22 protein-coding genes are annotated in these 25,609 nt (G+C 39.5%); 8 read left to right on the top strand and 14 right to left on the bottom strand.

Going from position 1 to position 25,609, the window contains the following annotated elements; genetic code table 11:
• Positions 1-10: 10 nt before the first annotated feature.
• Positions 11-2,446, bottom strand: coding sequence for an outer membrane beta-barrel family protein (locus NMS_RS12055; RefSeq protein WP_084217713.1), 2,436 nt, complete (start codon positions 2,444-2,446; stop codon positions 11-13).
• A 116-nt stretch (positions 2,447-2,562) separates the two neighbouring features.
• Positions 2,563-3,669, bottom strand: coding sequence for a peptide chain release factor 2 (prfB, locus tag NMS_RS12050; protein WP_041497033.1), 1,107 nt, complete (start codon positions 3,667-3,669; stop codon positions 2,563-2,565).
• 198 nt (positions 3,670-3,867) lie between these two features.
• On the opposite strand from prfB, the gene NMS_RS12045 reads away from it, so the two are divergent.
• Positions 3,868-4,881, top strand: coding sequence for a threonine aldolase family protein (locus NMS_RS12045; protein WP_041497032.1), 1,014 nt, complete (start codon positions 3,868-3,870; stop codon positions 4,879-4,881).
• A gap of 322 nt (positions 4,882-5,203) precedes the next feature.
• Here the strand turns inward: NMS_RS12045 and NMS_RS12040 are convergent, their stop codons facing one another.
• Positions 5,204-5,527: a YbaB/EbfC family nucleoid-associated protein gene (locus NMS_RS12040; protein ID WP_041497031.1), complete on the bottom strand. Its 324-nt coding sequence runs from the start codon at positions 5,525-5,527 to the stop codon at positions 5,204-5,206.
• Between the two features lie 109 nt (positions 5,528-5,636).
• On the opposite strand from NMS_RS12040, the gene NMS_RS12035 reads away from it, so the two are divergent.
• The 3 genes from NMS_RS12035 (at position 5,637) to NMS_RS12025 (ending at position 10,222) form a co-directional block, all read left to right on the top strand.
• On the top strand, positions 5,637-7,691 hold the full coding sequence (locus NMS_RS12035; RefSeq protein WP_041497029.1) for a S9 family peptidase: 2,055 nt from the start codon (positions 5,637-5,639) through the stop codon (positions 7,689-7,691).
• 59 nt (positions 7,692-7,750) lie between these two features.
• Complete coding sequence (locus NMS_RS12030; RefSeq protein ID WP_041497028.1) at positions 7,751-8,791, top strand: PLP-dependent cysteine synthase family protein; 1,041 nt, start codon at positions 7,751-7,753, stop codon at positions 8,789-8,791.
• A 174-nt stretch (positions 8,792-8,965) separates the two neighbouring features.
• On the top strand, positions 8,966-10,222 hold the full coding sequence (locus tag NMS_RS12025) for an aminotransferase class I/II-fold pyridoxal phosphate-dependent enzyme (RefSeq protein ID WP_041497027.1): 1,257 nt from the start codon (positions 8,966-8,968) through the stop codon (positions 10,220-10,222).
• Between the two features lie 67 nt (positions 10,223-10,289).
• Here NMS_RS12025 and NMS_RS12020 read toward each other — a convergent pair whose 3' ends face one another.
• The 3 genes from NMS_RS12020 to uvrA all read right to left on the bottom strand — a co-directional run bounded on the left by NMS_RS12020 (position 10,290) and on the right by uvrA (position 14,946).
• Positions 10,290-10,853, bottom strand: coding sequence for a hypothetical protein (locus tag NMS_RS12020; protein WP_041497026.1), 564 nt, complete (start codon positions 10,851-10,853; stop codon positions 10,290-10,292).
• 197 nt (positions 10,854-11,050) lie between these two features.
• A complete protein-coding gene (gene corA / locus NMS_RS12015; RefSeq protein ID WP_041497025.1) occupies positions 11,051-12,121 on the bottom strand; it encodes a magnesium/cobalt transporter CorA in 1,071 nt (356 codons plus the stop codon).
• A gap of 20 nt (positions 12,122-12,141) precedes the next feature.
• Positions 12,142-14,946 (bottom strand): excinuclease ABC subunit UvrA, encoded by a 2,805-nt coding sequence (gene uvrA, locus NMS_RS12010; protein WP_041497023.1) that lies wholly within the window; start codon positions 14,944-14,946, stop codon positions 12,142-12,144.
• Positions 14,947-15,148: 202 nt separating this feature from the next.
• Between uvrA and NMS_RS12005 the strand changes: the two genes are divergently transcribed.
• The gene (locus NMS_RS12005; protein WP_041497022.1) at positions 15,149-15,733 is read left to right on the top strand and encodes an RNA polymerase sigma factor; all 585 of its coding nucleotides are present in this window, start codon (positions 15,149-15,151) and stop codon (positions 15,731-15,733) included.
• Between the two features lie 244 nt (positions 15,734-15,977).
• Here NMS_RS12005 and NMS_RS12000 read toward each other — a convergent pair whose 3' ends face one another.
• Positions 15,978-16,649, bottom strand: coding sequence for an endonuclease III domain-containing protein (locus NMS_RS12000; RefSeq protein WP_041497021.1), 672 nt, complete (start codon positions 16,647-16,649; stop codon positions 15,978-15,980).
• A gap of 29 nt (positions 16,650-16,678) precedes the next feature.
• Here NMS_RS12000 and bcp point away from each other — a divergent pair, with 29 nt between their 5' ends.
• The gene (gene bcp, locus NMS_RS11995) at positions 16,679-17,128 is read left to right on the top strand and encodes a thioredoxin-dependent thiol peroxidase (RefSeq protein WP_041497019.1); all 450 of its coding nucleotides are present in this window, start codon (positions 16,679-16,681) and stop codon (positions 17,126-17,128) included.
• On the opposite strand, the gene NMS_RS11990 is transcribed toward bcp, so the two are convergent.
• Positions 17,123-18,583, bottom strand: coding sequence for a hypothetical protein (locus tag NMS_RS11990; RefSeq protein WP_041497017.1), 1,461 nt, complete (start codon positions 18,581-18,583; stop codon positions 17,123-17,125). The genes bcp and NMS_RS11990 overlap by 6 nt on opposite strands.
• Positions 18,584-18,665: 82 nt before the next feature.
• Between NMS_RS11990 and NMS_RS11985 the strand changes: the two genes are divergently transcribed.
• Both NMS_RS11985 and NMS_RS11980 read left to right on the top strand, forming a co-directional pair.
• A complete protein-coding gene (locus NMS_RS11985) occupies positions 18,666-19,439 on the top strand; it encodes an MBL fold metallo-hydrolase (RefSeq protein ID WP_041497016.1) in 774 nt (257 codons plus the stop codon).
• Positions 19,436-19,939 (top strand): hypothetical protein, encoded by a 504-nt coding sequence (locus tag NMS_RS11980; protein ID WP_041497014.1) that lies wholly within the window; start codon positions 19,436-19,438, stop codon positions 19,937-19,939. Before NMS_RS11985 ends, NMS_RS11980 begins: the two co-directional genes overlap by 4 nt.
• On the opposite strand, the gene NMS_RS11975 is transcribed toward NMS_RS11980, so the two are convergent.
• The 6 genes from NMS_RS11975 to NMS_RS11950 form a co-directional block, all read right to left on the bottom strand.
• Complete coding sequence (locus NMS_RS11975) at positions 19,940-20,605, bottom strand: alpha/beta hydrolase (RefSeq protein ID WP_041497012.1); 666 nt, start codon at positions 20,603-20,605, stop codon at positions 19,940-19,942.
• Between the two features lie 3 nt (positions 20,606-20,608).
• Positions 20,609-20,965, bottom strand: coding sequence for a hypothetical protein (locus NMS_RS11970; RefSeq protein WP_041497011.1), 357 nt, complete (start codon positions 20,963-20,965; stop codon positions 20,609-20,611).
• Complete coding sequence (locus NMS_RS11965; RefSeq protein WP_041497010.1) at positions 20,949-22,208, bottom strand: dihydroorotase; 1,260 nt, start codon at positions 22,206-22,208, stop codon at positions 20,949-20,951. The genes NMS_RS11970 and NMS_RS11965 overlap by 17 nt, the downstream gene beginning before the upstream one ends.
• Entirely contained in the window at positions 22,205-24,106 is a 1,902-nt protein-coding gene (locus NMS_RS11960; protein WP_041497009.1) for a BatA domain-containing protein, read from the bottom strand. The genes NMS_RS11965 and NMS_RS11960 overlap by 4 nt, the downstream gene beginning before the upstream one ends.
• 72 nt (positions 24,107-24,178) lie before the next feature.
• Positions 24,179-24,946 carry a TIGR02757 family protein gene (locus NMS_RS11955; protein ID WP_041497007.1) on the bottom strand — a complete coding sequence of 256 codons (768 nt, stop codon included), beginning with the start codon at positions 24,944-24,946 and terminating at the stop codon, positions 24,179-24,181.
• Entirely contained in the window at positions 24,939-25,607 is a 669-nt protein-coding gene (locus NMS_RS11950) for an ABC transporter ATP-binding protein (protein ID WP_041497005.1), read from the bottom strand. Before NMS_RS11950 ends, NMS_RS11955 begins: the two co-directional genes overlap by 8 nt.
• Between the last annotated feature and the right edge of the window lie 2 nt (positions 25,608-25,609).

Here is a 25,609-nt window from a genome sequence, read left to right as displayed (position 1 = left end):
GTTAATTGTTCTAACCTTCAAACTCATACTCCTCTTCATCACCGCCACGTTCTTGATTTTCTTTTTTTCTTTGATTGAATGTATAGACGAATGCCATGGTAAATTGACGTTCCCTATACTGGAAAGCACTATCCGAAATAAAATTAGGTGTAACAGTGGTAGATTCCCTGCGTCTTGCATTTAATAAATCACTAACGTTAAAGGTGAGTGATCCCTGACCCTGCAAAATATCTTTACTCGCTGCGAGGTTTATTGTAGCAATCCCATTTTGAGACCCTTGTGCATTTTCAGAGGCGCCGCGGTAATTAATACGCGCCTGGAAGTCAATTTCCTCAGGTAATTCAAATTTTTGATTTAGTCTTACGAAATAGGTGGTATTGACAAAGTCAAAATTTTGACTCTGGAATTCACCATCTGTTTCTACTCTAAAAACATTTAAATCAGAATTGATAGTCCACCACTTAAAAGGGTTGTAGGTGAGAGTAAGTTCGTAACCTAAACGTTCTTCAGTTGAAAGGTTCACTGGGGTTCTGCGTATTACCTGATCGCCATTATCTGTTACTTGTCCTGTCTGTTCTTGAATGGTTTCTACATTATCCGTACTGCGGTTGAAGTATATAGAAGTGCTCAGGGTTAACTTTTCCCACCTTCTTAAGTAGCCGAGATCGAGTTGATTGGAAAAGGTTGGGTTCAAATCAATATTTCCTTGGAAAATACTTGCTTCACTCGATCTACTTGGAAAAGGATTTAAACTTCTACCTCTTGGACGGCGCACCCTTCTATTAAAACCTAGGGTGAAGTTTTCTCCCTCTTGTAATTCGTAACCTAAATTGACTGTAGGAAAGAAACTACTGTAATCCTTTTTGTCAGTAACATCTGTAGTTTCCTGATCGATGGCGATATTAGTTTGTTCAAACCTCAATCCAGCTAAAAATGAGAATTCCCCAAATTTTTGCCCATATTGACCATAAACAGCATTTACAAATTCCTCATATTGAAAAGTATTATTCAAACCAGCATCCGGTACGAGTGGGCCGTTAGGAAATACCTGTCGTTCTTCTAAGAAAAAGCTATTTGTGATATCGCGATAATTACCTCGATAACCCGCTTCATATTGAATATTTTCACCAACGGGTTTTTCCCAGTCTATTTGAATGAGACCTTCAGTTTCATCTTCTTGTTCAAGAGTCCGCTCAACATCATTAATGGTGTTGGTAGTGGTCTCTGTTTCTAAAATATTTGCTTGTTGATCTTCTACTGAGGTTGAAAACTGTGCTGTGGCTATTAATTTTTGTCCATTTTCATCTAAATCGTTTTGATAATCTAATGAAAATTGAAGATCTGTTTCATCCTCAGCCTCTTGCTCTTCTCTTATCGTACGTTCATTAAGATTCATGTTTTCATCAAAACGCTGGATGTCATTCGTGGTTACATCATCATCGTTATCTAAGCGATAAACAATATTACCAACTATACTGCTGTTGTCATTAATGAAATATTCAGCTCCAAAACTGGTAAAATAGTTTCTACCCAATCTATCAAAGTCACGCTGCTCATTAATGAAAACATTATCTGTAGTTTGAACACCGTCAGGAAACAGAAATTGAGTTTCTGAGGAGGCATTCCCAGGAGAAGTCCGGTACCTGTAGCCTGTATTTGTAAATAGATTCCATTTATTGGTACGATAATTTAAGTTGACTGATGCGCCATAACGTTCTGGGTACCCACCATTTAAATTTATAGACCCGTTAAAACCTTGAATTCTATTTTTCCTTAGAATAATATTTATGATACCAGCAGTGCCTTCAGCATCATACCTCGCACTGGGAGATGTAATAACTTCTACTCTTTCAATAGCTTCTGACGGGATTTGGCGTAATGCCTCCGCTCCATTAATGCCTACTAAAGCACTAGGGCGACCATCGATCAAAATTCGAACGCTGTTGTTACCTCTTAATGCTACATTTCCTTCCACATCTACAGATACTGAAGGAACATTATCAAGCACATCACTTACAGTACCACCGCGAACCGTGAGATCCTTACCTATATTATATATTTTCTTATCTAATCTTAAGTCTACTGTAGTTTTCTCTGCCACAACAATTGCTGCATCTAGTTGATCCACATCTTGTTCTAGGGCCAGAATTCCAAAATCGATATTCTCTGTGATCGAAACATTAGTTCGAGTCAAAGGTTTAAAAGAAATAAATTCCCATTTGACAGTGTAAGTTCCAGGTGTAACCGTAAACAAATAATTTCCATCTAAATCTGTAACTCCACCTTGTGGTGAGACATCAGGGTCATTACTTATGAGAGAGACGGTGGCAAATTCAAGTGGAGTTTGAGTGGCTTTATCTATTAGTTTTCCAGATACTTGCATATTTCCTTGTGCATACAAATAAAAAGAAAGGAATAAACATAAAGAGGTAAGAGTGTATTTCATGAGAGTTTTGGTCTTTGATCTATGACGGCAAAACTGTTCATTGGATTAAGCGGCTTATGCTAAGTTTAAGTTAAAGGAAAGCTTATAAATTATAATACCGTGTTAACAAGATAAACCTAAAGTTGGTCTGAAGGTTTTTCTTGACCTGTCGACATGAGGAATGCTTTCAAAAAGGCATCTAAATCGCCATTGAGTACTGCATCTACGTTCCCAGTTTCGTGAGCGGTACGCACATCTTTGATCAGCTTGTAAGGATGCAATACATAATTACGTATTTGAGAACCCCATTCAATCTTCATTTTGCCAGATTCAATTTCATCTCGAGCTGCATTTTGTTTCTGCAATTCAATCTCGTACAATTGAGACTTCAGCATTTGCATGGCTTTCTCCCGGTTCTCTAGTTGAGATCGAGTCTCAGAATTATGGATAATGATACCTGAAGGATGGTGTGTTAAGATCGCTTTAGTTTCTACCTTGTTTACATTTTGTCCACCAGCACCGCTAGAACGAGCGAAATCCCAAGAAATATCTGCTGGATTGATATCAATTTCTATGGTATCATCTGCTAGTGGATATACATAAACTGACGCAAAAGAGGTATGTCTTTTAGCATTTGAATCAAATGGAGAAATACGTACTAATCTATGAACACCATTTTCACCTTTCAGCCATCCAAAACTGTAATCGCCTTCAATCTCCAGCGTCACTGTTTTTATACCAGCCACATCACCAGCCTGAAAGTTAAGTTCCTTGACCTTATAGCCGCTCTTTTCTGCCCACATGATGTACATGCGCATCAACATTTCAGCCCAGTCACAGGACTCAGTCCCACCAGCACCGGCTGTGATTTGCAATACGGCACTAAAATCATCGCCCTCGTTAGAAAGCATGTTCTTAAATTCTAGTTTTTCAACTAGTTCTGTTGCGGCATTGAATTTAGAAATCACGTCCTCTTCCGTTGCTTCATCTTCCTTATAAAATTCGTAGAGTACTTCCAGATCTTCTCCTAAAGTCACCGCAGTAGCATAATCAGTCGTCCATGCTTTTTTGTTGCGCAGGATTTTCATGATCGCTTCGGCTTCTTTGGAATTGTTCCAAAAATCTGGAGAAAAGGTTTTCTCCTCGAGATTCGTAATCTCGATTTGCTTGGCCTCGATTTGCAGATAATCCTTCAACGCTGCGGTACGTTCCTTCAATTGCGCGATTTGGTCTGCTGTGATCATATAAGTCAAATAATTTGGAGCACAAAAATACAGCTAAAATCCCTTTTTAATTGGTGTTTGACTGTGCTTAAGTGTGCAAAGAGCTTTAAATTTATCTCGTGATTTGTGGGTTTTTCGCTTTCGCGAAAGCGAACTAAAAAAGAGTATTGAGCCACAAGATGTTTCACAATGTAACAAACTTAAGATTAAATAGATTCCATGATTGATTTAAGAAGTGATACGGTAACAAAACCAAGCCCTGCCATGCTGGACGCCATGTTTCATGCGGAAGTTGGCGATGATGTATATAAGGAAGACCCCACGGTAAATGAATTAGAACGCCGTGTGGCGGAATTATTTGGAATGGACGATGCGCTGTTTTTTCCAACGGGAAGTATGGCAAATCAAGCCGCTATCAAAATGCACACACAACCTGGAGAGCAATTGATATGTGATAAATATGCGCATGTTTATAACTATGAGGGTGGTGGTGTTTCTTTCAATAGTGGGGTTTCCTGTAAATTGTTGGACGGTTCTCGCGGGATGGTTACCGCTACCCAAGTGGAAGAGGCGATCAATCCGCCAGATTTTTACCACAGTCCATTGACAACTTTAGTTTGTTTAGAAAACACAACCAATAAAGGCGGTGGTGCTTGTTATGATTGGGAAGTAGTTAAGGAGATCAAAGCAGTGTGTGTAAAGCATGGCCTGGGATTGCATCTGGACGGCGCACGTTTGTGGAATGCTATTGTAAAAACGAATCAGGATCCAAAGGAATATGGAGAGCTGTTTGACACTGTTTCTGTATGTTTTTCTAAAGGAATGGGGACTCCGCTAGGAACGGTACTTGCGGGTAAAAATCCGCTAATGGAAAAAGCCATGCGAGTGCGTAAGGTATTAGGCGGCGGCATGCGTCAAACAGGTTTCATGGCAGCAGCAGCCTTATATGCGTTAGATCATAACATGGAACGGTTTAATGATGATCACCGCAAAGCAACCGAATTAGGCCTATTTCTAGAAGGACAGACGTGGGTGAAAAAGGTAGAACCTGTGGAAACCAACATTGTGATTTTTGAGGTCTTTGATGAGAAAGCGGTGAGTGCTTATTGCGCAAAAAACGACATCATCATCAGTAATATGGGACAAGGCAAGTTGCGCTTAGTAACCCACTTGGATTATACCGATGCGCAGCATGAGCAGTTTATGGAAGTGATGGGTAAGTTTTCTGCTTAAATCTAAATTTAAAATTATATCTAAGTTTGAACTTGAACTTGAACTTGAACTTGAAAAATTTCCGATTATTAATTTGCTACGCAAATCCTAAATTGCTAATTTCTATTTATTCAATCCCAATTATTGACTGTCACCCTGAATTTATTTCAGGGTCTTCCACGTGAGAGTTCGTGATCTGTCTCAAAACAGAATTTTGAGTTCCCAAATGGGCATACCATCCTGTTATCGATCAATTTTGTACTTCATTTCAAGAGATGCTGAAACGAGTTCAGCATGACAGAATCATTAAGATTCATCATGAAATCACCCCATCATCAACCCCTTACTTAAACATATCCATCCCAGGAATATTTGGCATTCCTTCAGACGCTACGGCAGCTACCTCTTTATCGTAAATTTCTGAAGCACGGTTCAGGGCTTTATTCAAATTAAGAATCAGGTAATCTTCTAATTGCTCTTTATCTTCTAGCAATTCGTCTGCGATCTCTATGGTTTTGATTTGACGATCTGCAGTTACGGTAATGTTGATGAGTCCATCACTTGATTTCTCATCGATCAATACGGTACTCATTCTCTTCTTAGTATCTTCTACTTTTTGTTGGGTTTCTTTGAGCTTGCCCATCATCCCCATCATATCTCCTAACATAATCTTGCTTTTGAATTGTAAGCCACAAAAATAACAACTCCCTAGAATCTAGAGCATCACTTAACCTTTGATTATCTTGCGCGCTTATTTTACACGACTACAATTCCCTATGGATATCAAAGCCCCAAGAGCCAAAAAAATACCCCACGTTCACGAGATTCACGATCACCAGCGATTAGATAACTACCACTGGATGAAAGAGCGAGATGCTCCTGAGGTCATTAGTTATTTGAATGAGGAAAATGAGTACTATGAGCAAATGACTGCGCATACGGCAGACCTTAAGCAAGATCTTTTTGAAGAAATTAAAGGTAGGTTGAAAGAAGATGATGAGTCCGTACCTTACTTATACAATGATTACTGGTACTTCACTAAAATGGAAAAGGGAGAGTCCTATCCATATTATTACCGTCGTAAGGATGGAACTGATAAAGTTGAGTTACTTTTTAATGTCAATGAGATGGCTCAAGGACATGATTTTTTCAAATTATCTGGAATCAATGTCTCTCCTAATAACAATTTAGTGGCCTATGGTATTGATGCGGTAGGAAGAAGGGAATATTCCTTGTTTGTGAAAAATCTTGAGACCGGCGAGATCAAGGCAGATGCTGTTCTGGGAACGACAGGAAGTTCCGTTTGGGCTAATGATAATCACACGTTGTTTTTTGTACGCAAAGATCCACAAACACTTCGAGCTGATAAGATATTTAAGTATCGATTGGATCAAGATGTGGATCAGGCGCAAGTGATTTACGAAGAGACTGAAGATACCTTCAACTGTTTTGTATACAAAACCATGTCTGCTAAATACATCATGATCAAATCCTCATCCACCTTAAGTGATGAGATCCGATTCATTGATGCAGATAAGCCGGACAGCTCGTTTCAAATTATTCAAGAGCGTCAGGAAGAAATGGAGTATAGTGCTTCTCACTATGGGGATCATTTCTACATCATGACTAATAAGGATGACGCGTTCAATTTTAAAGTGATGAGAACCGCTATCGAGACTGCGCAAATGGAGAATTGGGTAGACCTGATCCCTCATGATCCTAAATCCTTGCTAGAAGATCTCGATATTTTTAAAGATTACATGGTGGTGACAGATCGCTTTAATGGTCTGAATAGAATCCGGATCAAGTCCTGGGATGGAACTACAGATTATTTCTTGCCATTTTCTAGCGAGACTTATACAGCCTACACCAGTGCTAATTTTCAGTTTGATTCTGAAGTATTGCGTTATGGATATAACTCTTTGACCATGCCACCATCGGTCATTGAATTTAATATGCGTACAAGGGAAGAGAAAATTTTGAAGACTCAAGAAATTGAAGATCGAGAATTTGACCCTGAAAACTATGGGTCAGAACGTGTTTGGGCCACTGCTAAAGATGGTGTAAAAATCCCTATCAGTCTTGTATATAAAAAGGACATGCGCAAAGCAGATGGAAATCCTACCTTACAATACGGCTATGGAAGTTATGGGCATACGATTGACCCGTACTTTTCCATTTCCCGATTGAGTTTGCTGGATCGAGGTTTTATTTTTGCCATCGCTCATGTGCGTGGCGGTGAATATCTAGGCCGCGAATGGTACGATCAGGGAAAGATGTTTCAAAAGATGAACACTTTTACTGATTTTGTGGCTTGTAGTGAGTATTTAATAGAGCACGCTTTCGCGAAAGCGGGACACCTTTATGCCAGCGGTGGATCTGCAGGTGGTTTGTTAATGGGAGCTATCATGAATCTAGCGCCCCAGTTGTACAACGGGATTTTGAGTGCCGTACCTTTTGTAGATGTCGTAAGTACCATGCTAGATGATACCATACCTTTAACGACAGGAGAGTACGACGAGTGGGGAAATCCAAATCATAAGGATAGCTATGAGTATATGTTGAGTTATTCTCCATACGATCAGGTTGCCGATAGGGAATATCCTAATGTGCTCGTTACTACAGGCTACCATGACAGCCAAGTTCAATATTGGGAACCGGCAAAATGGGTAGCACGTTTGAGAGACCACCAAAAAGGGAGTCAAGTCATTCTTTTTAAGACAGATATGTCTAGCGGTCATAGCGGTGCATCAGGAAGATATGATGCTTTGAAAGAGGTAGCTATTGAATTTGCCTTTTTGATCGATATGGAGCAAAAAGTGAGCAACTAAAAAATTATGTAGATTTGCAACGTTTTGCGCTTTTTTAGCACTCGACAAAAACACATTATATGAGCGGACAAATTCAGGCGTACAACAATGTTCTTGAGTTAATAGGAGAAACCCCCCTAATCAAACTATCCCAAACCGTTGACGGCTTTCCTGGCGATTATTATGCTAAGGTGGAGTCTTTCAATCCAGGACATTCCTCTAAAGATCGAATTGCATTACATATTATAGAGCAGGCAGAAAATAAAGGACTTCTTAAGCCTGGCGACACCATTATAGAAACGACTTCAGGTAATACAGGATTCAGTATCGCCATGGTAAGCCGTATTAAAGGCTATGATTGTATTCTAGCCGTGAGTTCTAAGTCCAGTGCTGATAAGATCGACATGCTTAAATCGATGGGCGCTAAAGTATATGTGTGTCCAGCAAACGTGAGTGCAGACGATCCTCGCAGCTATTACGAGGTTGCTAAACGACTGCATGAAGAAATAAAAAACAGTATTTATATCAATCAGTACTTTAATGAGCTGAATACGGAAGCTCATTATATGTCCACTGGTCCAGAGATCTGGAAACAAACGGCTGGAAAAATCACTCATTTAGTAGCATGTAGCGGTACAGGTGGTACCATTTCTGGAACTGCAAAATACCTCAAGGAACAAAATCCTAATGTGCAAATCTTAGGAGTTGATGCGTACGGTAGTGTACTTAAAAAGTTTCACGAAACTCAAGAATTCGATAAGAATGAAATTTACCCGTATCGTATTGAAGGGTTGGGTAAAAACTTGATTCCAACAGCGACTGATTTTGATGTGATTGACAGCTTCACAAAAGTGAAGGATGAAGACGCTGCCCACATGGCACGTAAAATTTCACAGACTGAAGGATTGTTCGTAGGTTATACCAGTGGTGCAGCGATGCAAGCGGTAAAACAATTGGTTAAAGAAAATGCCTTTGGTGAGGATGCTGTGGTTGTGGTGATATTCCCAGATCACGGGTCTCGTTATATGAGTAAAATATACAACGACAAATGGATGCAGGATCAAGGGTTCTTTGATTCAGTTTCTACTGCGGCAGAGCAGCATATTGAGTATATTAAGTAAACCTCCTTATTTTGAGGTGGTTAGAGGTTTAATGAGTTCGCTTTCGCGAAAGCGAACTTATCCATACAACCTATTAGTTATCAACAGATTATCAACTAATATCAAATTTTCTATGCCTATTATAGCATAGGAGATCTGCGTTTTGTATCGTATATTTGCAGCTTAATTTTGACGATGAAAGACTTATTTGATAAAATTTATGCGGACAAAGGACCACTAGGAAAATGGGCTTCTATTGCAGAGGGTTATTTTGTGTTTCCTAAGCTAGAAGGACCTATCTCAAACCGCATGCGTTTCAACGGGCGCGAGGTTATTACCTGGAGTGTTAACGACTACCTAGGATTAGCCAATCACCCTGAAGTTCGCAAAGTAGATGCAGAAGCTGCTGCTGAATATGGTAGTGCTTACCCAATGGGCGCTCGAATGATGAGCGGTCATACAGACTTGCATGAACAACTAGAGCGTGAACTTGCTCAATTTGTGGACAAGGAAGCGGCTTATTTATTAAACTTCGGTTATCAGGGATGTATGTCTACCATAGATGCGCTAGTGTCTAAAGACGATGTGATCGTATATGACGTCGATGCTCATGCATGTATTATTGATGGGGTACGACTTCACCAGGGGAAGCGCTTCACTTATGTGCACAATGATCTGGATAGTATCGAGAAAAACTTACAGCGAGCTACCAAACTTGCTGAAGAAACTGGCGGCGGAATCCTCGTTATTTCTGAAGGTGTATTTGGGATGCGTGGAGAGCAAGGGAAATTGAAAGAGATTGTAGCCCTTAAAGACAAGTATAAGTTCAGACTTTTTGTGGACGATGCGCACGGTTTTGGAACACTAGGTAAAACCGGTGCCGGAGCAGGCGAGGAGCAAGGTATTCAAGATGGCATCGATGTTTATTTTGCAACTTTTGCAAAATCCCTTGCCAGTACAGGAGCATTCATTGCTGCTGATAAAGAAATAATGGACTACCTAAAGTACAACTTACGTTCACAGATGTTTGCAAAGTCATTGCAAATGCAGTTAGTGATAGGTGCTTTGAAACGTCTAGATATGTTACGTTCTATGCCAGAGTTGAAAGAAAAGCTTTGGGAAAATGTAAATGCATTGCAGTCTGGTCTTAAGAAACGTGGCTTTGATATAGGAACCACGCAAAGCTGTGTGACTCCAGTGTACCTTAAAGGAAGTATACCAGAAGCTATGGCGCTGGTTAAAGATTTGCGTGAGAACTACGGTATCTTCTGTTCGATTGTAGTGTATCCAGTAATACCTAAAGGGCTGATCTTATTGAGATTGATTCCAACGGCTACCCACACCATGGAAGATATAGAAGTAACACTAGATGCGTTTGATGCTATACGCGATCGCTTGGATTCTGGCGTTTATAAGAGATTGAGTGCAGCAGTTGCTGAGGCGTTTGCATAAATAATAGTTATTTCGCTTTCGCGAAAGCGAACCATACACTAAAAGTCCTGCATTAAGCGGGACTTTTTTATTTTGTACGAGTGGAGTCGGTTTGCTTGTAGAGCGTCGCTCGCTGCAGCACTGACATGGGGTAATTCTTCACTATGGCGCTTTCCTCATTACCTGTCATTGAGGTGTCTTGGATTCGAGCCATGGCGATCATAAATTCCATTTTATCGTCGTAGAAGATCTCCGTACTGTGCAATAAGTTACCCATCACTTCATAGGTGCTGTACAAGGTATGATCTGCATAGGCGCTTTCTAGTACAATACCATTGTTCTCATCTACTAGAAATAGATTAGGGTTGTGTGTGCGTTCTAAATTGTAGTTTCTAGGATCACGTTCTTTTCCATAGAAGATTTTGTAATTGAATTTGTCGACGGTGTCTGTTTTGGATAGATGAAATTCCATGGGAATTTGTGAAGTTCCGTTGCTAGATGTGATTTGTAGGTCACCTTTATAAATGCCTAGAAAATCTTCGGGAAATACTTTGTCAACAGTAGTTATTGCTGGCTGCTCTATATTTTTTTCTTTGCTATTTTCACAACTAGATAGGGCAAATAGAATGAGTATGGAAAGAAGTCTTTTCATGGGCAAAAATTGAATTTCAAAAGTAACCGGAATTTTAATGAAACGGTTCTCTATAAACGAGGAAATCCCGAGAGTCGAAAGACATCTCGAGATTTCCCACTAACCAACCAAAAAACTTTATGAAAGCAACTTACTCTTATAATTTACCTTCCCTATATACTTTACAATTCGCGTGCCAAAAAGAATTTACCTACAAATTAAAGCCACTTTTTCCACTTGAAAAAACCGAGCAATGCAACAAACATACAGCCGCTTAATATCCAGAAGTAACGGTAGCCATGCTCCCAGTGCAATTCAGGAATATGGTCAAAATTCATCCCATAAATTCCAGCTAAGAATGTCAAGGGAATAAATATGGAAGACATAATTGTTAGCACCTGCATGATCTGATTCATCTTGTGGCTTACACTGGATAAATACATATCCCTCAACCCACCATTGATCTCGCGATAGGATTCTACTGTTTCAATGATTTGAATGCAGTGATCATAGGCATCCTGAAAGTAACTCTTAATTTGTGGGTCAATAAATTTAGAATCCTCTTTAAGTAAACGGCTGATAGACTCTCTCAATGGGAATATTGCCCTGCGTAGAGTAAGCAACATGCGTTTGTTTTTTTGCACACGTTCTAGAGATGATTTTTGAGGATCATCAAAAATCTCATCTTCGAGCTGGTCTAGGTATTCTCCTATTTGCTCCACAGCTATAAAATAATGATCAATAACACTGTCTATTAATGCATAAAACAAGTAGTCATTGTTACTATATCGTATTCTACCACGGGACTGCTCAATGCGCTCCCGTATATTTTCAAACACATCGCCCGTTTTTTCTTGAAATGTAATTACTGCATGATTGGTAAGTAAAATACTCACCTGTTCCTGATTGATTTCATTTTCCTCAGGGTCGTAGCTGATCATTTTTATGCATTGGTAAATGCATTCTTCGTAGAATTCGGTTTTAGGACGTTGAGTGGTATTGGCAATGTCTTCCAGTAGCAAGTGGTGTAAGTGAAATTTACTTCCCACTTTTTCCAAGAGATCAATTTCATGCACACCGTCCACATTGAACCAATTCACTTGATCATCCTCTAATTTATCCAGAAAAATACCTTCTAGCTTTTTAAACTCTTTCTCGTCGTAAAGAATGGTTTCAGTAGCTACCTTCTCCGTGCGATCTTCACCTACATAGGAAATAGTTCCAGGTGGCTGAAAGACGCTGTTGCGAGATTTAGGCGTTGCTTTACGACGTAATCTTGGTTTTTTCATTAGCCTACTATTAGTTCACTCTAATTTAGTTTTTCTGCAATAAAAGGGGCGGTATAACTCTTCTCAACTAGGGCAACTTCCTCCGGTGTTCCAGCAGCTACAAGGTAACCACCTTCAGCACCGCCTTCTGGTCCTAAGTCAATGACATAGTCGGCACATTTGACTAAATCCATATTGTGTTCAATTACAATGACGCTGTGTCCTTTTTCAATTAACGCATTAAAACTGTCTAGTAATTTATTGATATCGTGAAAGTGTAATCCTGTTGTAGGTTCGTCAAAGATGAATAGCGTTTTATCGCTAGTGGTGCCTTTGACTAGAAAACTGGCAAGTTTGATGCGCTGTGCTTCTCCACCTGATAGGGTAGAACTACTTTGTCCTAAAGTTACGTAGCCCAATCCTACATCTTGTAAAGGCTTGATCTTCCGTACAATTTTATCCTGTCCCTTGGATTCAAAAAAGTCCATCGCATCATTGATCGTTAAGTTAAGTATATCGTCAATGTTTTTACTTTCAAACTGGACCTCCAGGATCTCTTTTTTAAATCGTTTTCCGTTACAGGTTTCACAAATCAAGGTAACATCTGCCATGAATTGCATCTCGATAGTTACCTCGCCATCTCCTTTACAAGTTTCACATCGACCTCCGTCAACATTGAAGGAGAAGTGTTTCGGTTGGTAGTTTCTTATTTTGGAGAGCTTTTGAGAAGCCAGTAAGCCGCGTATATCATCATAAGCCTTGATATAGGTCACAGGATTGGATCTAGAACTGCGCCCTATAGGATTCTGATCTATAAATTCAATAGTTTTTACATTTTCAAACTTACCGCTGATATCAGTGTACTGACCAGCTTTTGCACCATAGCCACCTAGCTTTTTGAGCATGGCTGGATACAATATTTTTTTCACAAGAGTAGATTTCCCGCTACCCGAGACGCCAGTTACCATGGTCAAAACTCCCAATGGAAAACTAACATCAATGTTCTTAAGGTTGTTTTGTCTTGCGCCTTTGATGTCTACGTGATACTTGTGCTTTCTTCGCTTTCGCGGAAGCGGGATTTCCATCGTCCCATTTAAATATTGAGCAGTTAAACTGGTCGATTTCAAAATTTCTGCAAGAGTTCCTGCAGCAACCACCTCGCCACCGTGAGTTCCAGCTTCTGGGCCTATATCAATGATGCGATCTGCCGCTTGCATGATTTCTTCATCATGCTCTACGATGATTACTGTGTTCCCAAGGTCTCGCAAGTTTTTCAATACCTTAATCAATCGTTTGGTATCCCGTGGATGCAGGCCAATACTAGGCTCATCCAAAATATACATACTTCCTACTAAGCTACTCCCTAATGAGGTTGCGAGGTTGATACGCTGGGACTCCCCACCAGATAAGGAATTGGATTTACGGTTGAGCGTCAAATAGTCCAGTCCTACATCAGATAGAAATTCTAATCGACTATGTATTTCTTTAAGTAGTCTTTTTGCGATGACCTTTTGCGTGTCGTCCAGAGTGAGTTCCTGAAAGAAAACACGCAGTTCCTTGATGGGCAATTCTACAAGATCAGTAATGGTGGTACCATTGACTTTGATATAGTTTACTTCAGGTCGCAATCGCTTTCCTTTACATAGCGAACATTTAGTTTTTCCGCGGTACCGGGATAACATCACCCGATTTTGAATTTTGTATGCTTTTGCTTCAAGCTCTTCAAAAAAGGAATGTATTCCTGCAAAGTATTTGTTTCCATCCCAGACTAAGCTTTTTTGTTTGTCAGTCAATTCAAACCAAGGTCGGTGAATTGGAAAATCAAATTTATCGGCATTTTTGATCAGCTGATCTTTATAGTAACTCATGCTATCACCTCGCCAAGGAAATACAGCACTTTCATAAACGGATAGCGCCGTGTTAGGAATGACCAGATCTTCATCAATCCCTATCACATCACCATAACCCTCACATTTAGGGCAGGCTCCATATGGATTATTAAAACTGAAGAGGTTAGGGTTAGGTTCCAAGAATTCCATACCATCCAGTTCAAACTTGTTGGTAAATTCCCTTGACTTGCTACCGTCTAAATATTCCACATAAGCTACACCTTTACCTTCAAAAAATGCGGTGTCTATCGCATCTGCCAGGCGGTTATAAAAATCTTTATTGTCTCGTTTGATAATACGGTCAATCACGATAAAGACTTTGTCCTTGTTTGTAAAACTTAGGTCATTCTCATCAATACGGTGAACTTCACCATTAACTTTAATACGAGTGAAACCCTGCTGTAACAAAACCGCAAGCTGTTGTGGGACGTCGCGTTTTCCTTTTACAATCAGTCTTGTGGTAAGAAGCATTTTAGTCCCATCTTCCTGCTCCTTGATATAGTTTATCACGTCAGTTACTGTATCTTTTTTCACTTCATTTCCTGATACAGGGGAATAGGTTTTGCCAATACGAGCAAACAGTAATTTCAGATAATCATAAATCTCCGTCGTTGTTCCCACTGTACTACGTGGGTTAGTAGAGTTTACCTTTTGCTCTATAGCAATAGCCGGAGCGATACCTTTGATGTATTCTACTTTTGGCTTGTTCAATCGGCCTAGGAATTGCCGAGCATAGGAGGAAAGACTTTCTACATACCTGCGTTGACCTTCTGCATACAAAGTGTCAAAAGCTAGAGAGGATTTGCCACTTCCAGATAATCCAGTAATGACTACCATTTCATTTCTAGGAATGACAGCATTCAGCTTCTTAAGATTATGTAATTCAGCGCCCTTTACTAAGATGTTCCTTTTAGGACTTAGGGTATCAATGTTGTCGAAAATGATCTTTTCTGCCATATTCACAAAGATAGCAAGCGGTTCAACGATAATGGAAGCACGAGAATCATTAATTTGTTAAATTGTAAAGACATGTTTTGCTAGATTGGAACAAATGTTGTTATCTTTAACCCGTTAACAAAATTTTAATCTACAGCGTATACTATAACATTACTCTAAAAAATCGATCTGTCTAACTAGCTGGATCATTAGTTGTTATAGTATGAATGATATAAACGCAAACGATGCGGTGCTTGTAAAAGAGTACATGCAAGGTAGAGAAAGTGCACTCGAGGTACTTGTCAATCGCCACAAACAAAGAATTCACGGTTTCATCTTTTCTAAAGTTCTAGATAGAGATATCACTGAAGATATTTTTCAAGATACTTTTATTAAAGTCATTCGTACGCTTAAACGCGGCAAGTACAATGAGGAAGGAAAGTTTCTTCCTTGGGTGATGCGTATTGCTCACAATCTTGTTATCGACCACTTCCGTCGTAATAAGCGCATGCCTAAATTCCAATCGCGTAATGACTTCGATATTTTTGATGTGATCAGCGATGGTGAGGACAGCATTGAATCAGAAATGATATCTAGCCAGGTGCACGAAGATGTAAGACGACTGGTAGAGGAGCTTCCTGAAGACCAAAAGGAGGTTTTATTGATGCGTATCTACAAAGAAATGTCTTTTAAAGAAATTGCAGAGTCTACTGATGTAAGTATCAATACTGCCCTAGGAAGAATGCGTTATGCGCTTATCAACTTGAGAAAAGTTATTGATAAGCATAATATCGTTTTGACAAAATAAAGTTGATGTAGATATACTATTGTAAAGTTGAGTGCGTTTTAGTATCATAAACACACTTACACATGCCAAAACTTTACAATACATCCTCATCTTCAGAACGAGTGAAACCGACAGGTCCAAGACCGGAAACTGTTAATAGGATTTTAGCCTATTCTAAAGCACTGAGCGTTATCAGATTGCCTAACATGACTATTGAAACGCTGAACAACTAATTTTTTTGTTTTTTAGATTTAGAAGATCCGATCTATTGCTTAGATCGGATCTTCTTTTTTTTATTATACTCGTCCAGCACGGTTTTCCGTCCTATAGTTTTGGTAATGATATCTTGATCTAAGTCCCAACCTCTTGCTGGGCTATATTGACGACCGTACCAGATAATTTGAAGGTGAAGGTCGTTCCATTTTTCTTTAGGAAATAGTCTTTTAGCATCCCTTTCAGTTTGCACCACATTCTTTCCATTAGTCAAATTCCAGCGATACATTAACCTATGGATGTGCGTATCTACAGGAAAAGCAGGAATTCCAAAAGCTTGGGATAGCACTACCGCAGCTGTCTTGTGTCCTACAGCTGGTAGTTCCTCCAATTCTTCATAAGTCTGTGGAACTAATCCATTGTGTTTGTCAATTAAAATATGGCTCAAACCATGAATACCTTTAGCTTTCATAGGGGAAAGTCCGACCGGTTTTATAATCTCTCTGATTTCTTCAACAGTTAACCGGATCATGTCATATGGGTTGTCAGCTCTGTCAAATAGGAGTGGAGTGATTTGGTTTACTCGTACATCAGTGCTTTGGGCACTCATTAGTACAGCTATCAGGAGTGTATAAGGATCTTTGTGATCCAGTGGTACCGGTATTTCTGGATAGAGCTTTTCTAGCGTATCCATCACAAAATTTACTTTCTCCTTTTTATTCATTTTGTATCTTTAGATTTCAAATTACAATCATGACAACATTAAAAGCAGGAGATAAAGCTCCAGATTTTTCAATTCCTAATCAAGACGGTAAAACAGTTTCCCTTTCAGATTTCAAAGGTAAGAAGTTGGTTTTGTTTTTCTATCCTAAAGCCAGCACACCAGGATGTACTGTAGAAGCTTGTAATTTGAGAGATAATGTAGATCGCTTTCGCGAAAGCGGATACGAAATACTAGGTGCAAGTGCCGATAGCCAAAAACGTCAATCCAATTTTAAAGAAAAATATGAACTGCCCTACGATCTTCTAGCTGATGAGGATCATGAATTACTAAATGCCTATGGCGTTTGGGGACCTAAAAAGTTCATGGGTAAAGAATACGATGGAATCCACCGTACGACTTTTGTTATCGATGAAGATGGAAAAATAGAAGAAGTAATTACTAAAGTGAAGACTAAGGAACACAGCGAGCAGATTCTATAACCCGCAGTCCACTTGTTCATCTTTTAAATTACATCCAAAGAAGTTTCCTTCTTCAATCAACTCTGGAATTCCTTCTGGCAACATTTCTTGCCACCCGTCTTCTCCTTCGTTGATCATTCGCAAGACCTCGCGAGAGAATATATGTCCAATTTCTGGATCGTAGTCCTCAATATCAATAACGCGACCATTGTACTTAAAGAACTTGTACAATTCCTTCATTCGAGGGTGTACTTTAAGATTTTCACTGGTGACCATTTTACCAGTATCTGCTTCCTTCATAGGATACAGATACACGCGTAAATCTTTGAAGAATAGCTTACCAAATGCTTCCAAAATTCCTCCACTCAAATGGTGGTAGTATCTCGTGTCAAATATGTCTACTAGATTGTTGACACCCATCACTAAGCCTATACGCTCTTTAGTATAATTATTTAAGTATTCTACCAGACGGTAATATTCTTTAAAGTTAGATATCATGACCGTTTGTCCTAGAGAACAAAGCAGCTCTGCACGGTGCATGAAGTCCTTTTCATCAATCTCTCCAGATGCCTTTAAATTACTCAACGTGATTTCAAAAATGGTTTCTAGACGCTCTTCTTCTACCTTTCCAGATTTAATAAACATGGCTCTGGACTTTTCATACATGTCCATATTAACCTTAGTCACTGGCCTAAAACTTCCCCTTAAAGCCAGAACGTTTTTCTTGTAAAGAATCTTAGCAGCTAGAATGTTATTCCCGTCTGGTCCAAACATTACCGCCTCCGTCATTTCGTTGCGTAACAACTGTAAACTCATTAAACGATTGTCCACTTCTTTAAATCGTGGACCATCAAAATTGATCATATCAATTTCGATCTTATCCTTGTCGATATGATCGTAAAGATATTTCAGCAGTTTCTTTGGTTGATCATGTTTATAAAAAGCACCATAGATCAAATTCGTTCCCAGTATACCTAGGGTTATTTGCTGTAAACGAGCATCACGCTCCTTAAAACGGACGTGTAAGATAATCTCACTGTATTCTTCACCTGGAGAGGCCTGAAATTTTATCCCAACCCAACCATGACCTAAGAACTTTTTAGCAAAATCAATGGTTGCCACTGTATTAGCATAGGTAAAAAATAGTTTTTCAGGATGCTTTTCTCTAGATATACGTTCCTCAATGAGATCAGTTTCATGTCTCAACATTTTACGCAAGCGAGATTCCGTTACGTAACGACCATCATCTTGTACTCCATAAACAGCATCAGAAAAATCTTTATCGTATGCGCTCATTGCCTTTGCAATGGTTCCCGATGCGCCACCTGCTCTAAAGAAATGCCTTACTGTTTCCTGTCCTGCGCCTATTTCAGCAAAGGTTCCATAGATATTGCGGTTCAAATTAACTCGCAATGCTTTGTTTTTCAACGATGGGACTGATTCAAAATCGTTATCTCCAGGAAGGGTAATCGCCATTAAGTGGTCTTTTACTGTTTAAAACAAAGGTAGCGAACCCCTTACTAGAACAAAAAAATATCAATACTTTTAACCTAACTTAATGAAAGTAAAAATCACCATCTTAGGAACTGGAACTTCTCAGGGAATACCTGTCATAGGTAGCGACCATCCTGTTTGTAAAAGTGAGGATCCACGTGATAAGCGATTAAGAGTAAGTTGCGCTATAGAAGTGAACGATAAACGCTTTATAGTTGATTGTGGTCCAGACTTTAGGCAGCAAATGTTGACCAATCAAATCGATAGGTTTGATGCTCTCCTTTTTACCCACGAGCATGCAGATCATACGGCAGGACTCGATGATTTACGACCCTTCTTTTTTAGACAAGGCGCAATACAGTGTTATATGAGCAGCCGGGTTCAAAGATCTCTACAAGAACGTTTCCACTATATGATGGCGACGAGTAATAAATATCCTGGTGTTGCAGATCTGGATGTTCACCTTTTTGACGATGATAATTTTGTGGTGGAAGGAATTACAGTAATTCCCGTACAAGCCGACCATGGACTATTGCCCGTGCACGGATTCCGCATTGAGAATTTTGCTTATATGACTGATGTTAAAACTATTGAAGAAGACCAAAAAGAAAAGCTCAAGGGTCTGGATGTTTTAGTTGTCAATGCCTTAAGGTACGAGACGCACCGCACCCATTTAAATGTGGAAGAAGCCTTAGAACTTGTAAGGGAACTGGCGCCCAAACGTACTTACTTTACTCACATAAGTCATCACCTAGGTTTTCATGCAGACGTCGAAAAAACACTACCTGAAAATGTCTTTCTAGCATACGATAATTTACAAATTACTACTGATTCATGAGACGAAGTATATTTTTATACCTATTCATTTTTGCCGCATTAATTGCCCTGATCACTTATATTAACGGCCGTAATTATCAAGAGGTTCTGGAAAAGGACTTGATAAGCTTACGCAAAAAATATATCGCTCAAGAGCAGGAACTTGACAGCATTGAGGATTCTCAAATGCTACAACCCTTGAGTTTTACACTTGAGCAACATCAGGAAGCTGCAGACTATTTTAATAAATTAGGCTGGACGGTAGAGGAGGTCAAGCAGAACGTCACTGACCAATTATTAGAACTCAATTTAACTGAAGGAGGAAATCCATTAGTCCCTTTCATAGGGCAGGGAAGAGGTTTTCAAGTTAACGATACCAGATTTATCAACCACAAATGGGTTTTAGTCAATTTTTCAGACAATTATCAGTGGGGCGAATTACTGGTCACATATACCATTAAGGACGATAAAACGATCAACCTAGAGACCACAGCTTCAGTGCTCAATGAAAAGTACCGCTAATTATAGCCGTGCCTCTAGCCACGCTTTCATATCGTGAAAATTATCTGGTGATACGCCGTGACCTATAGGATATTGTTTGAATACATAATCAGCGTTTAGTTTTTCTAAAATAGGCTGGGTTTTAATGGCCCAAGAAAACGGGATCACTTGATCCATAGTACCGTGGGATACAAAGAAATTGGTGGGGTTTTCGCTTTCGCGAAAGCGAACTTCTAAAGAATCATAATTCTCCACCAGATCTGTATTTAAATAGCCCGACATTCCAACTACGTTTTTGAAAAAGGACGGATTAGACAAGGCTAAACCCATGGATAAAATAGCTCCTTGAGAAAAACCTAAAGCGTTGATGCTGGAAGGCTCTAATTTGTGTTTCGCGAGCAGCTCTTGAATAAACTTTTTAATGAGATTCATACTTTGACGCGCTTGATTTAAATCAGAAAACTTTCCTTCATCTGCAGTGTAATCTATTGCGTACCAGGCTGCACCATAAGGAGGCATATCGTACGGCGCTCGTAAAGAAACGATGTGCATGTCATTGCTCATTTGTGGTGCAAAGGAGAATAAATCTTCTTCATTGCTGCCGTATCCATGGATGAGCAATAATAAAGGAGCGTTTTTATCGGCAGCCCAACGGCTGATGTATTTGAGACTTAAATCTGTTTTCATGAATTATTTTATAAAGCTGAACCACTTTTGGAATAAACCGCCAACCACAGGCAGTGGTGTCATTTGATTTCTTGTCGCGTCTAGAAACCCTAGTATGGCGATAAATACAATCGTGGTAATCAGTATAATAGCCACCCATCCAGATGGGACGATATTGCTGAAAGCGGTTATTAAAAAGGCAATGACTGCTATTCCAAACATCTGACGATGGTGGAATGTAGTAAATTCTTGTTTCTTATTGAAATTGAGCAATAGGGCAATTCCTAAAACTGCAATGAATAGGATCAAATGAAAGTAGAGCAATAAGGTACTGGCATAAGCCATAAGTGCTAAATTCTTGCCTTTAGGAGTTGCGCTCATTCCACTGTAGTTTTTGGTTGTTATACGTGCCTAGGACTTTTCCCTTCAAATTCCTACCGATGAATAGACTATTCTTAGAGGTGCTCGATAGTTGTTGTTTGCTCAACACATACGATTCTGATGGATCAAAAAAGGTCAGGTTTGCAGGTGATCCTTTCTCAAGTTTAGGCAGCTCTTTTTGAAAAACTGCATATCCGCCAGTAAGTAGTTCTATGCTTTGTTCTGTACCTAGAGCTTCATTTGCCATTCCAAAAGCACTTTCCAAGCCTGTACTGCCATAATCAGCCTGATCAAACTCTACGTCTTTAGATTCAATGGTAAGTGGAATATGGTCGCTGGTGATCATATCTACCAGTCCATTTTTTACATGATCCAAAACTTTTTTAGTTTCCTCAACATCTCTTAATGGCGGCTGAACTTTGAAGTTAGTATTGTAATCCAGTAACGCATCGCTCGCTGTTGTAAAATGGTGAATAGCAACACTACAGGTGATTTGAACACCGCTCTCTCTTGCTTTATCAATCAATAGGAGCGCAGCGTTAGTAGTAACCGTAGGAATATGTAAATGAGAGCCGGTATACCTGGCGAGTTCGATATCACGAGCTACTCGCAATTCTTCTGCAAACGTTGGGATGGTTTTTAAACCTAGTTCTGTACCAGCTTGATCTTCATTAATCATTCCTTTGCCTGCGATTTGGGCATCTTGAGGGAAGGATTGAATGATACCCTTAAAAGGTTTTACATATTGCAGTCCTACTTTTAATAAGTTAGCATTCTCAACGGAATGCTTGTAATCATAGAACGAAACGGCTCCCGCTTGGTGCATGTCGTAAAGTTCCGCTAAATGTGCGCCTTCTTGTGAAAGGGAAAAGTTTCCAACTGGAAGTACTGTTACAGGACTTCCAGAACTTATCGATTTTAAATAATTGATTCCACTGGCATCTTGTGGGTTAGGCTGGTTATTAGGGTTCAGCATGATGTGCGTGAAACCACTTGTAGCCGCGACTTGTAATCCGTTTTTCATGGTCTGACGTTCCTCAAATCCAGGTTCGCCGAAACTCACACTGCTATCAAACCATCCTATGGAAACATGTAAGTTTTCTTGTTCAATTACCTGTGCATTGTCATTCTCAATACTAGACGCGATGTTCTCAATGATCCCATCACGTATGAGTATATCCATCTGTTTCATGTGGTGCTCACTAGAAGCACAAATGATTCGGGCATTTTTGATTAGGATCATTTGATAAATTTTAAAATCATCAGTTCGCAAATTAGAAAAAATAAGGCACCAGTAAGAAAGAATTTCCATAAGTCTGAAGCTTGCGCGCGTTCCTTATATTGCTGTACAAATTCAGATACGCTAGATAAAGTGTTGGCACCTAATTCTTCCACGTTGTAAAAATCATTCTTGTTTTCCTCTCTTGTTACATTGAAGGATAAAGAGGCAATAGGCTCATTTTTTAGAAGTACTTGATAGGTTCCAGGTTGAGAAACCTCTGTACCAGTTTGCAATTCTACATAGGAATCATAGGCGCGCTGTTCTGGAATCAACCGTTGTTCGCCTAGTGCTAATTCTACAATTTGATCTTGTTCTAATTTTATAGGAAGGGTGACCTGATTGTTTTTTCCTAATTGTTGATAGAGGTTTCCTGACTCTCTATTTCTCAAACCAAGTTTGTAAAAAATAGGTACTACTAGTGGCGAATTTTGAAAATTGGAATTCCCTTCATTCAATGGTGCTGCAAAAAAGAAAGTGTTTCCATCTTGCCACAAAAAGGATGATCCATCTTCAAAAGATAGAATTTTGTTGAGTGACGCTTTCGCGAAAGCGATATTCTCCACCTTAGGATATTGAAAGTTGGTAACTCGCTTACTGAAAACATCTCGTAGCAAAGGGTGGTCAAAATTGATGCTAACGATGCGCTTCTCGACAGGCAAGGATTGCGGATTCCCTGCGCCATTCAACGCGCTGTAGCCTTGACCGCTGAGTGAAGGGATCACTACCAAAGTTTTTCCAGCCGACATGAATTTATTAAGCTCTACTGCAAAATTAGATGGTAAGGTATTCACTTCATTGACAACAACTACATCCTGGTCCTTAATGCTATTGTAATTGAGTTGAGAGAATGTAGTATTTTGATAATCAAACTCATCGCTCGTATAAATATTTTTCAAAAAGTCATTGCCGCTGTCATTAACGTGCAACACTTTAATTTTTTCCCGTTTATTTGTTGACAGGAACAGCTGGTTATCGAACTTGAGTCCCTCATCTACAATTTCGAGATAACTGTTGAGGACTGTATTTGCTGGAATCTTAAATTGGGCACTCCCGTTTTGGTTTGTTAGCGATGCAGTGGTTTTGGCAAGCAATATGTTGTCGTTATACAAGCTTACTGTTACTGGCGCATCTATTTGATAATTAGCGGTAATGAATACGTCAACAAACCTTTCAGAGGCATCGTTCACGGTAATATAAGCGCTATCAATGCTGATATTTTGGTTTTGTACAGCTTCTAATTTTACCAATTCTGTTTTTAATTGATCTCCATTTCCTTGAAAAGGCTGTTCTCCACTTCTCTGAAAATCTGAAATCCAGAGAAGCGTTGCCTTCTGGTCTTGAGTTCCTAAAAGAGATTGTGCTTTAAGTAGAATCTGCTCATTAGATAAAGCGGTAGGAGCGTAGGTTGCATTGAGTAACTCATTAGCAATCTCTTGTCGGGAGACATTTTTATACACCTGGTCATTAGTGAATACGCTCAAGTTGAGATCGCTAGGTAGTTTTTCTATCAGTTGATTCACTGCATTTTGATACAACACGCCATCTATACCTTTAGCTTGCATGCTGTAGGAGTTGTCTAGGTAAACGATCAAGGAATCGTCTGCAGGAGAATCCGTAATTGAAGGAAAAAACGGCTGCGCAAAAGTAATAACAACACAAGCAACCGCAAGTAGTCGAGCAAACAGTGTAAGCCACTTTTTAAGAGTTCTGCTTTTACGAGTTTGAGTCAAGAGAGGCTTTAAAAATGCCACGTTGCTAAAAGCAACTTTTCTAAACTTTCTTAATTGGAAAAGGTGAACAATAATCGGAACGAGTAGAAACAAAAGCCCGTAAAGTACTGTGGGGTTTTTAAAAAGCATCGATTATCTAGGATTGCTCAAAGATAGGTCGTTCCCTAGGATTTACAAATTAATTTGATAGCAGTGGCTCGCTTATAATTCCTTAAAAGCTCCTAACCCGAACAGTGCAAAATCGTATTTAACTGGATCAATTGGATCTAATTTGCGCAGTGCTTGATCTAACTCTAGCACCGCTTTAGCATCGTTCTGTTTGCGTTTGAGCAACTTCAATTTTCTAGAAATATTACCAGTATGAACGTCCAGCGGTAAGGAAAGGGCACTCATGGGTATTTGGTCCCATATCCCAAAATCAACTCCGTTTTGATCCTTGCGTACCATCCAGCGCAGGAACATATTGATTCGTTTTGCGCTGCTGTTCTTCATCGGGTCGCTTACGTGTTTTTGGGTTCTTGCCAGGTGGTCCACTTCAAAAAACCGCTGTTTAAATTTAGAAATACCTTCTTGCAGGTGGGTAGAAGTGGAGTACGCTTTCGCGAAAGCGTGCTCTAATCCATCATCTTTTAACTCAATATCCTGCAATGCTCTTAAAAACATCTTGCAATCTTCACCATTAAAGGTGCGATGTACAAAGTCGTCAAACTGAGCTAAATCGGATTCTTGAAAGTTGCTGATAAAATCAGCAGGAGAATCGTCCATCAGATCCATCAACTTGTTCGAATTATTGATGATGGATTTACGGTTTCCCCACGCAATAGTTGCCACTAGAAATCCAGATATCGCTATGTCTTTAGGATCAGAATACCTGTGCGGAATCTGAATGGGGTCGTGTGGAATAAAGTCTGGAGTGTTGTAGACTTCTACCTTATGGTCAAGAAATTCTTTGAGTTCTTTTTTATTCATGCTCTAGAAATCTTCCATCACTCATGGTAAGCGTGCGATCTGCAAGTGTGGCAAGTTCTTGATTGTGTGTAACGATAACAAAGGTTTGCTTGAAGGAATCTCGCAAATCAAGAATCAATGAGTGAAGATCTGCTGCGGTATTGCTGTCTAGGTTTCCAGTAGGCTCGTCAGCAAAAATTACTTGTGGATCATTTATTAACGCTCTTGCTACCGCAACACGTTGTTGTTCACCACCACTTAACTCTCCAGGTTTGTGATGAATGCGATCTCCTAACTTTAAGTATTCTAATAATTCTTGAGCGCGCTTTTCAGCCACAGCTTTTGATTTTTTATTAATGAATGCAGGAATGCACACATTTTCTAAAGCTGTAAATTCTGGCAATAACTGGTGAAATTGAAAAATGAATCCTAAGGATTGATTTCTAAAATGGCTAAGCTGTCGTTGCGATAGCTTTGTGACATCCGTTCCATTTATGGTGAGCGAGGTATCTGGATTTTTATCTGGACGCTCTAAAGTTCCTAGAATATGAAGTAAGGTAGTTTTACCGGCACCTGAAGTTCCAACCACGCTTACAATTTCAGCTTCTTTAATCGACAGATCAACTCCCTTTAAAACTTCAAGGTCTGCGTAGCTTTTATGAATATTTCTCGCTTGAATCATAG

Origin of the sequence: Nonlabens marinus S1-08 (assembly GCF_000831385.1) — a bacterium.
Lineage (GTDB): Bacteria > Bacteroidota > Bacteroidia > Flavobacteriales > Flavobacteriaceae > Nonlabens > Nonlabens marinus.
Note: the sequence above shows the minus strand (reverse complement) of the source record. Positions and strands in the feature narration are given on the sequence as shown.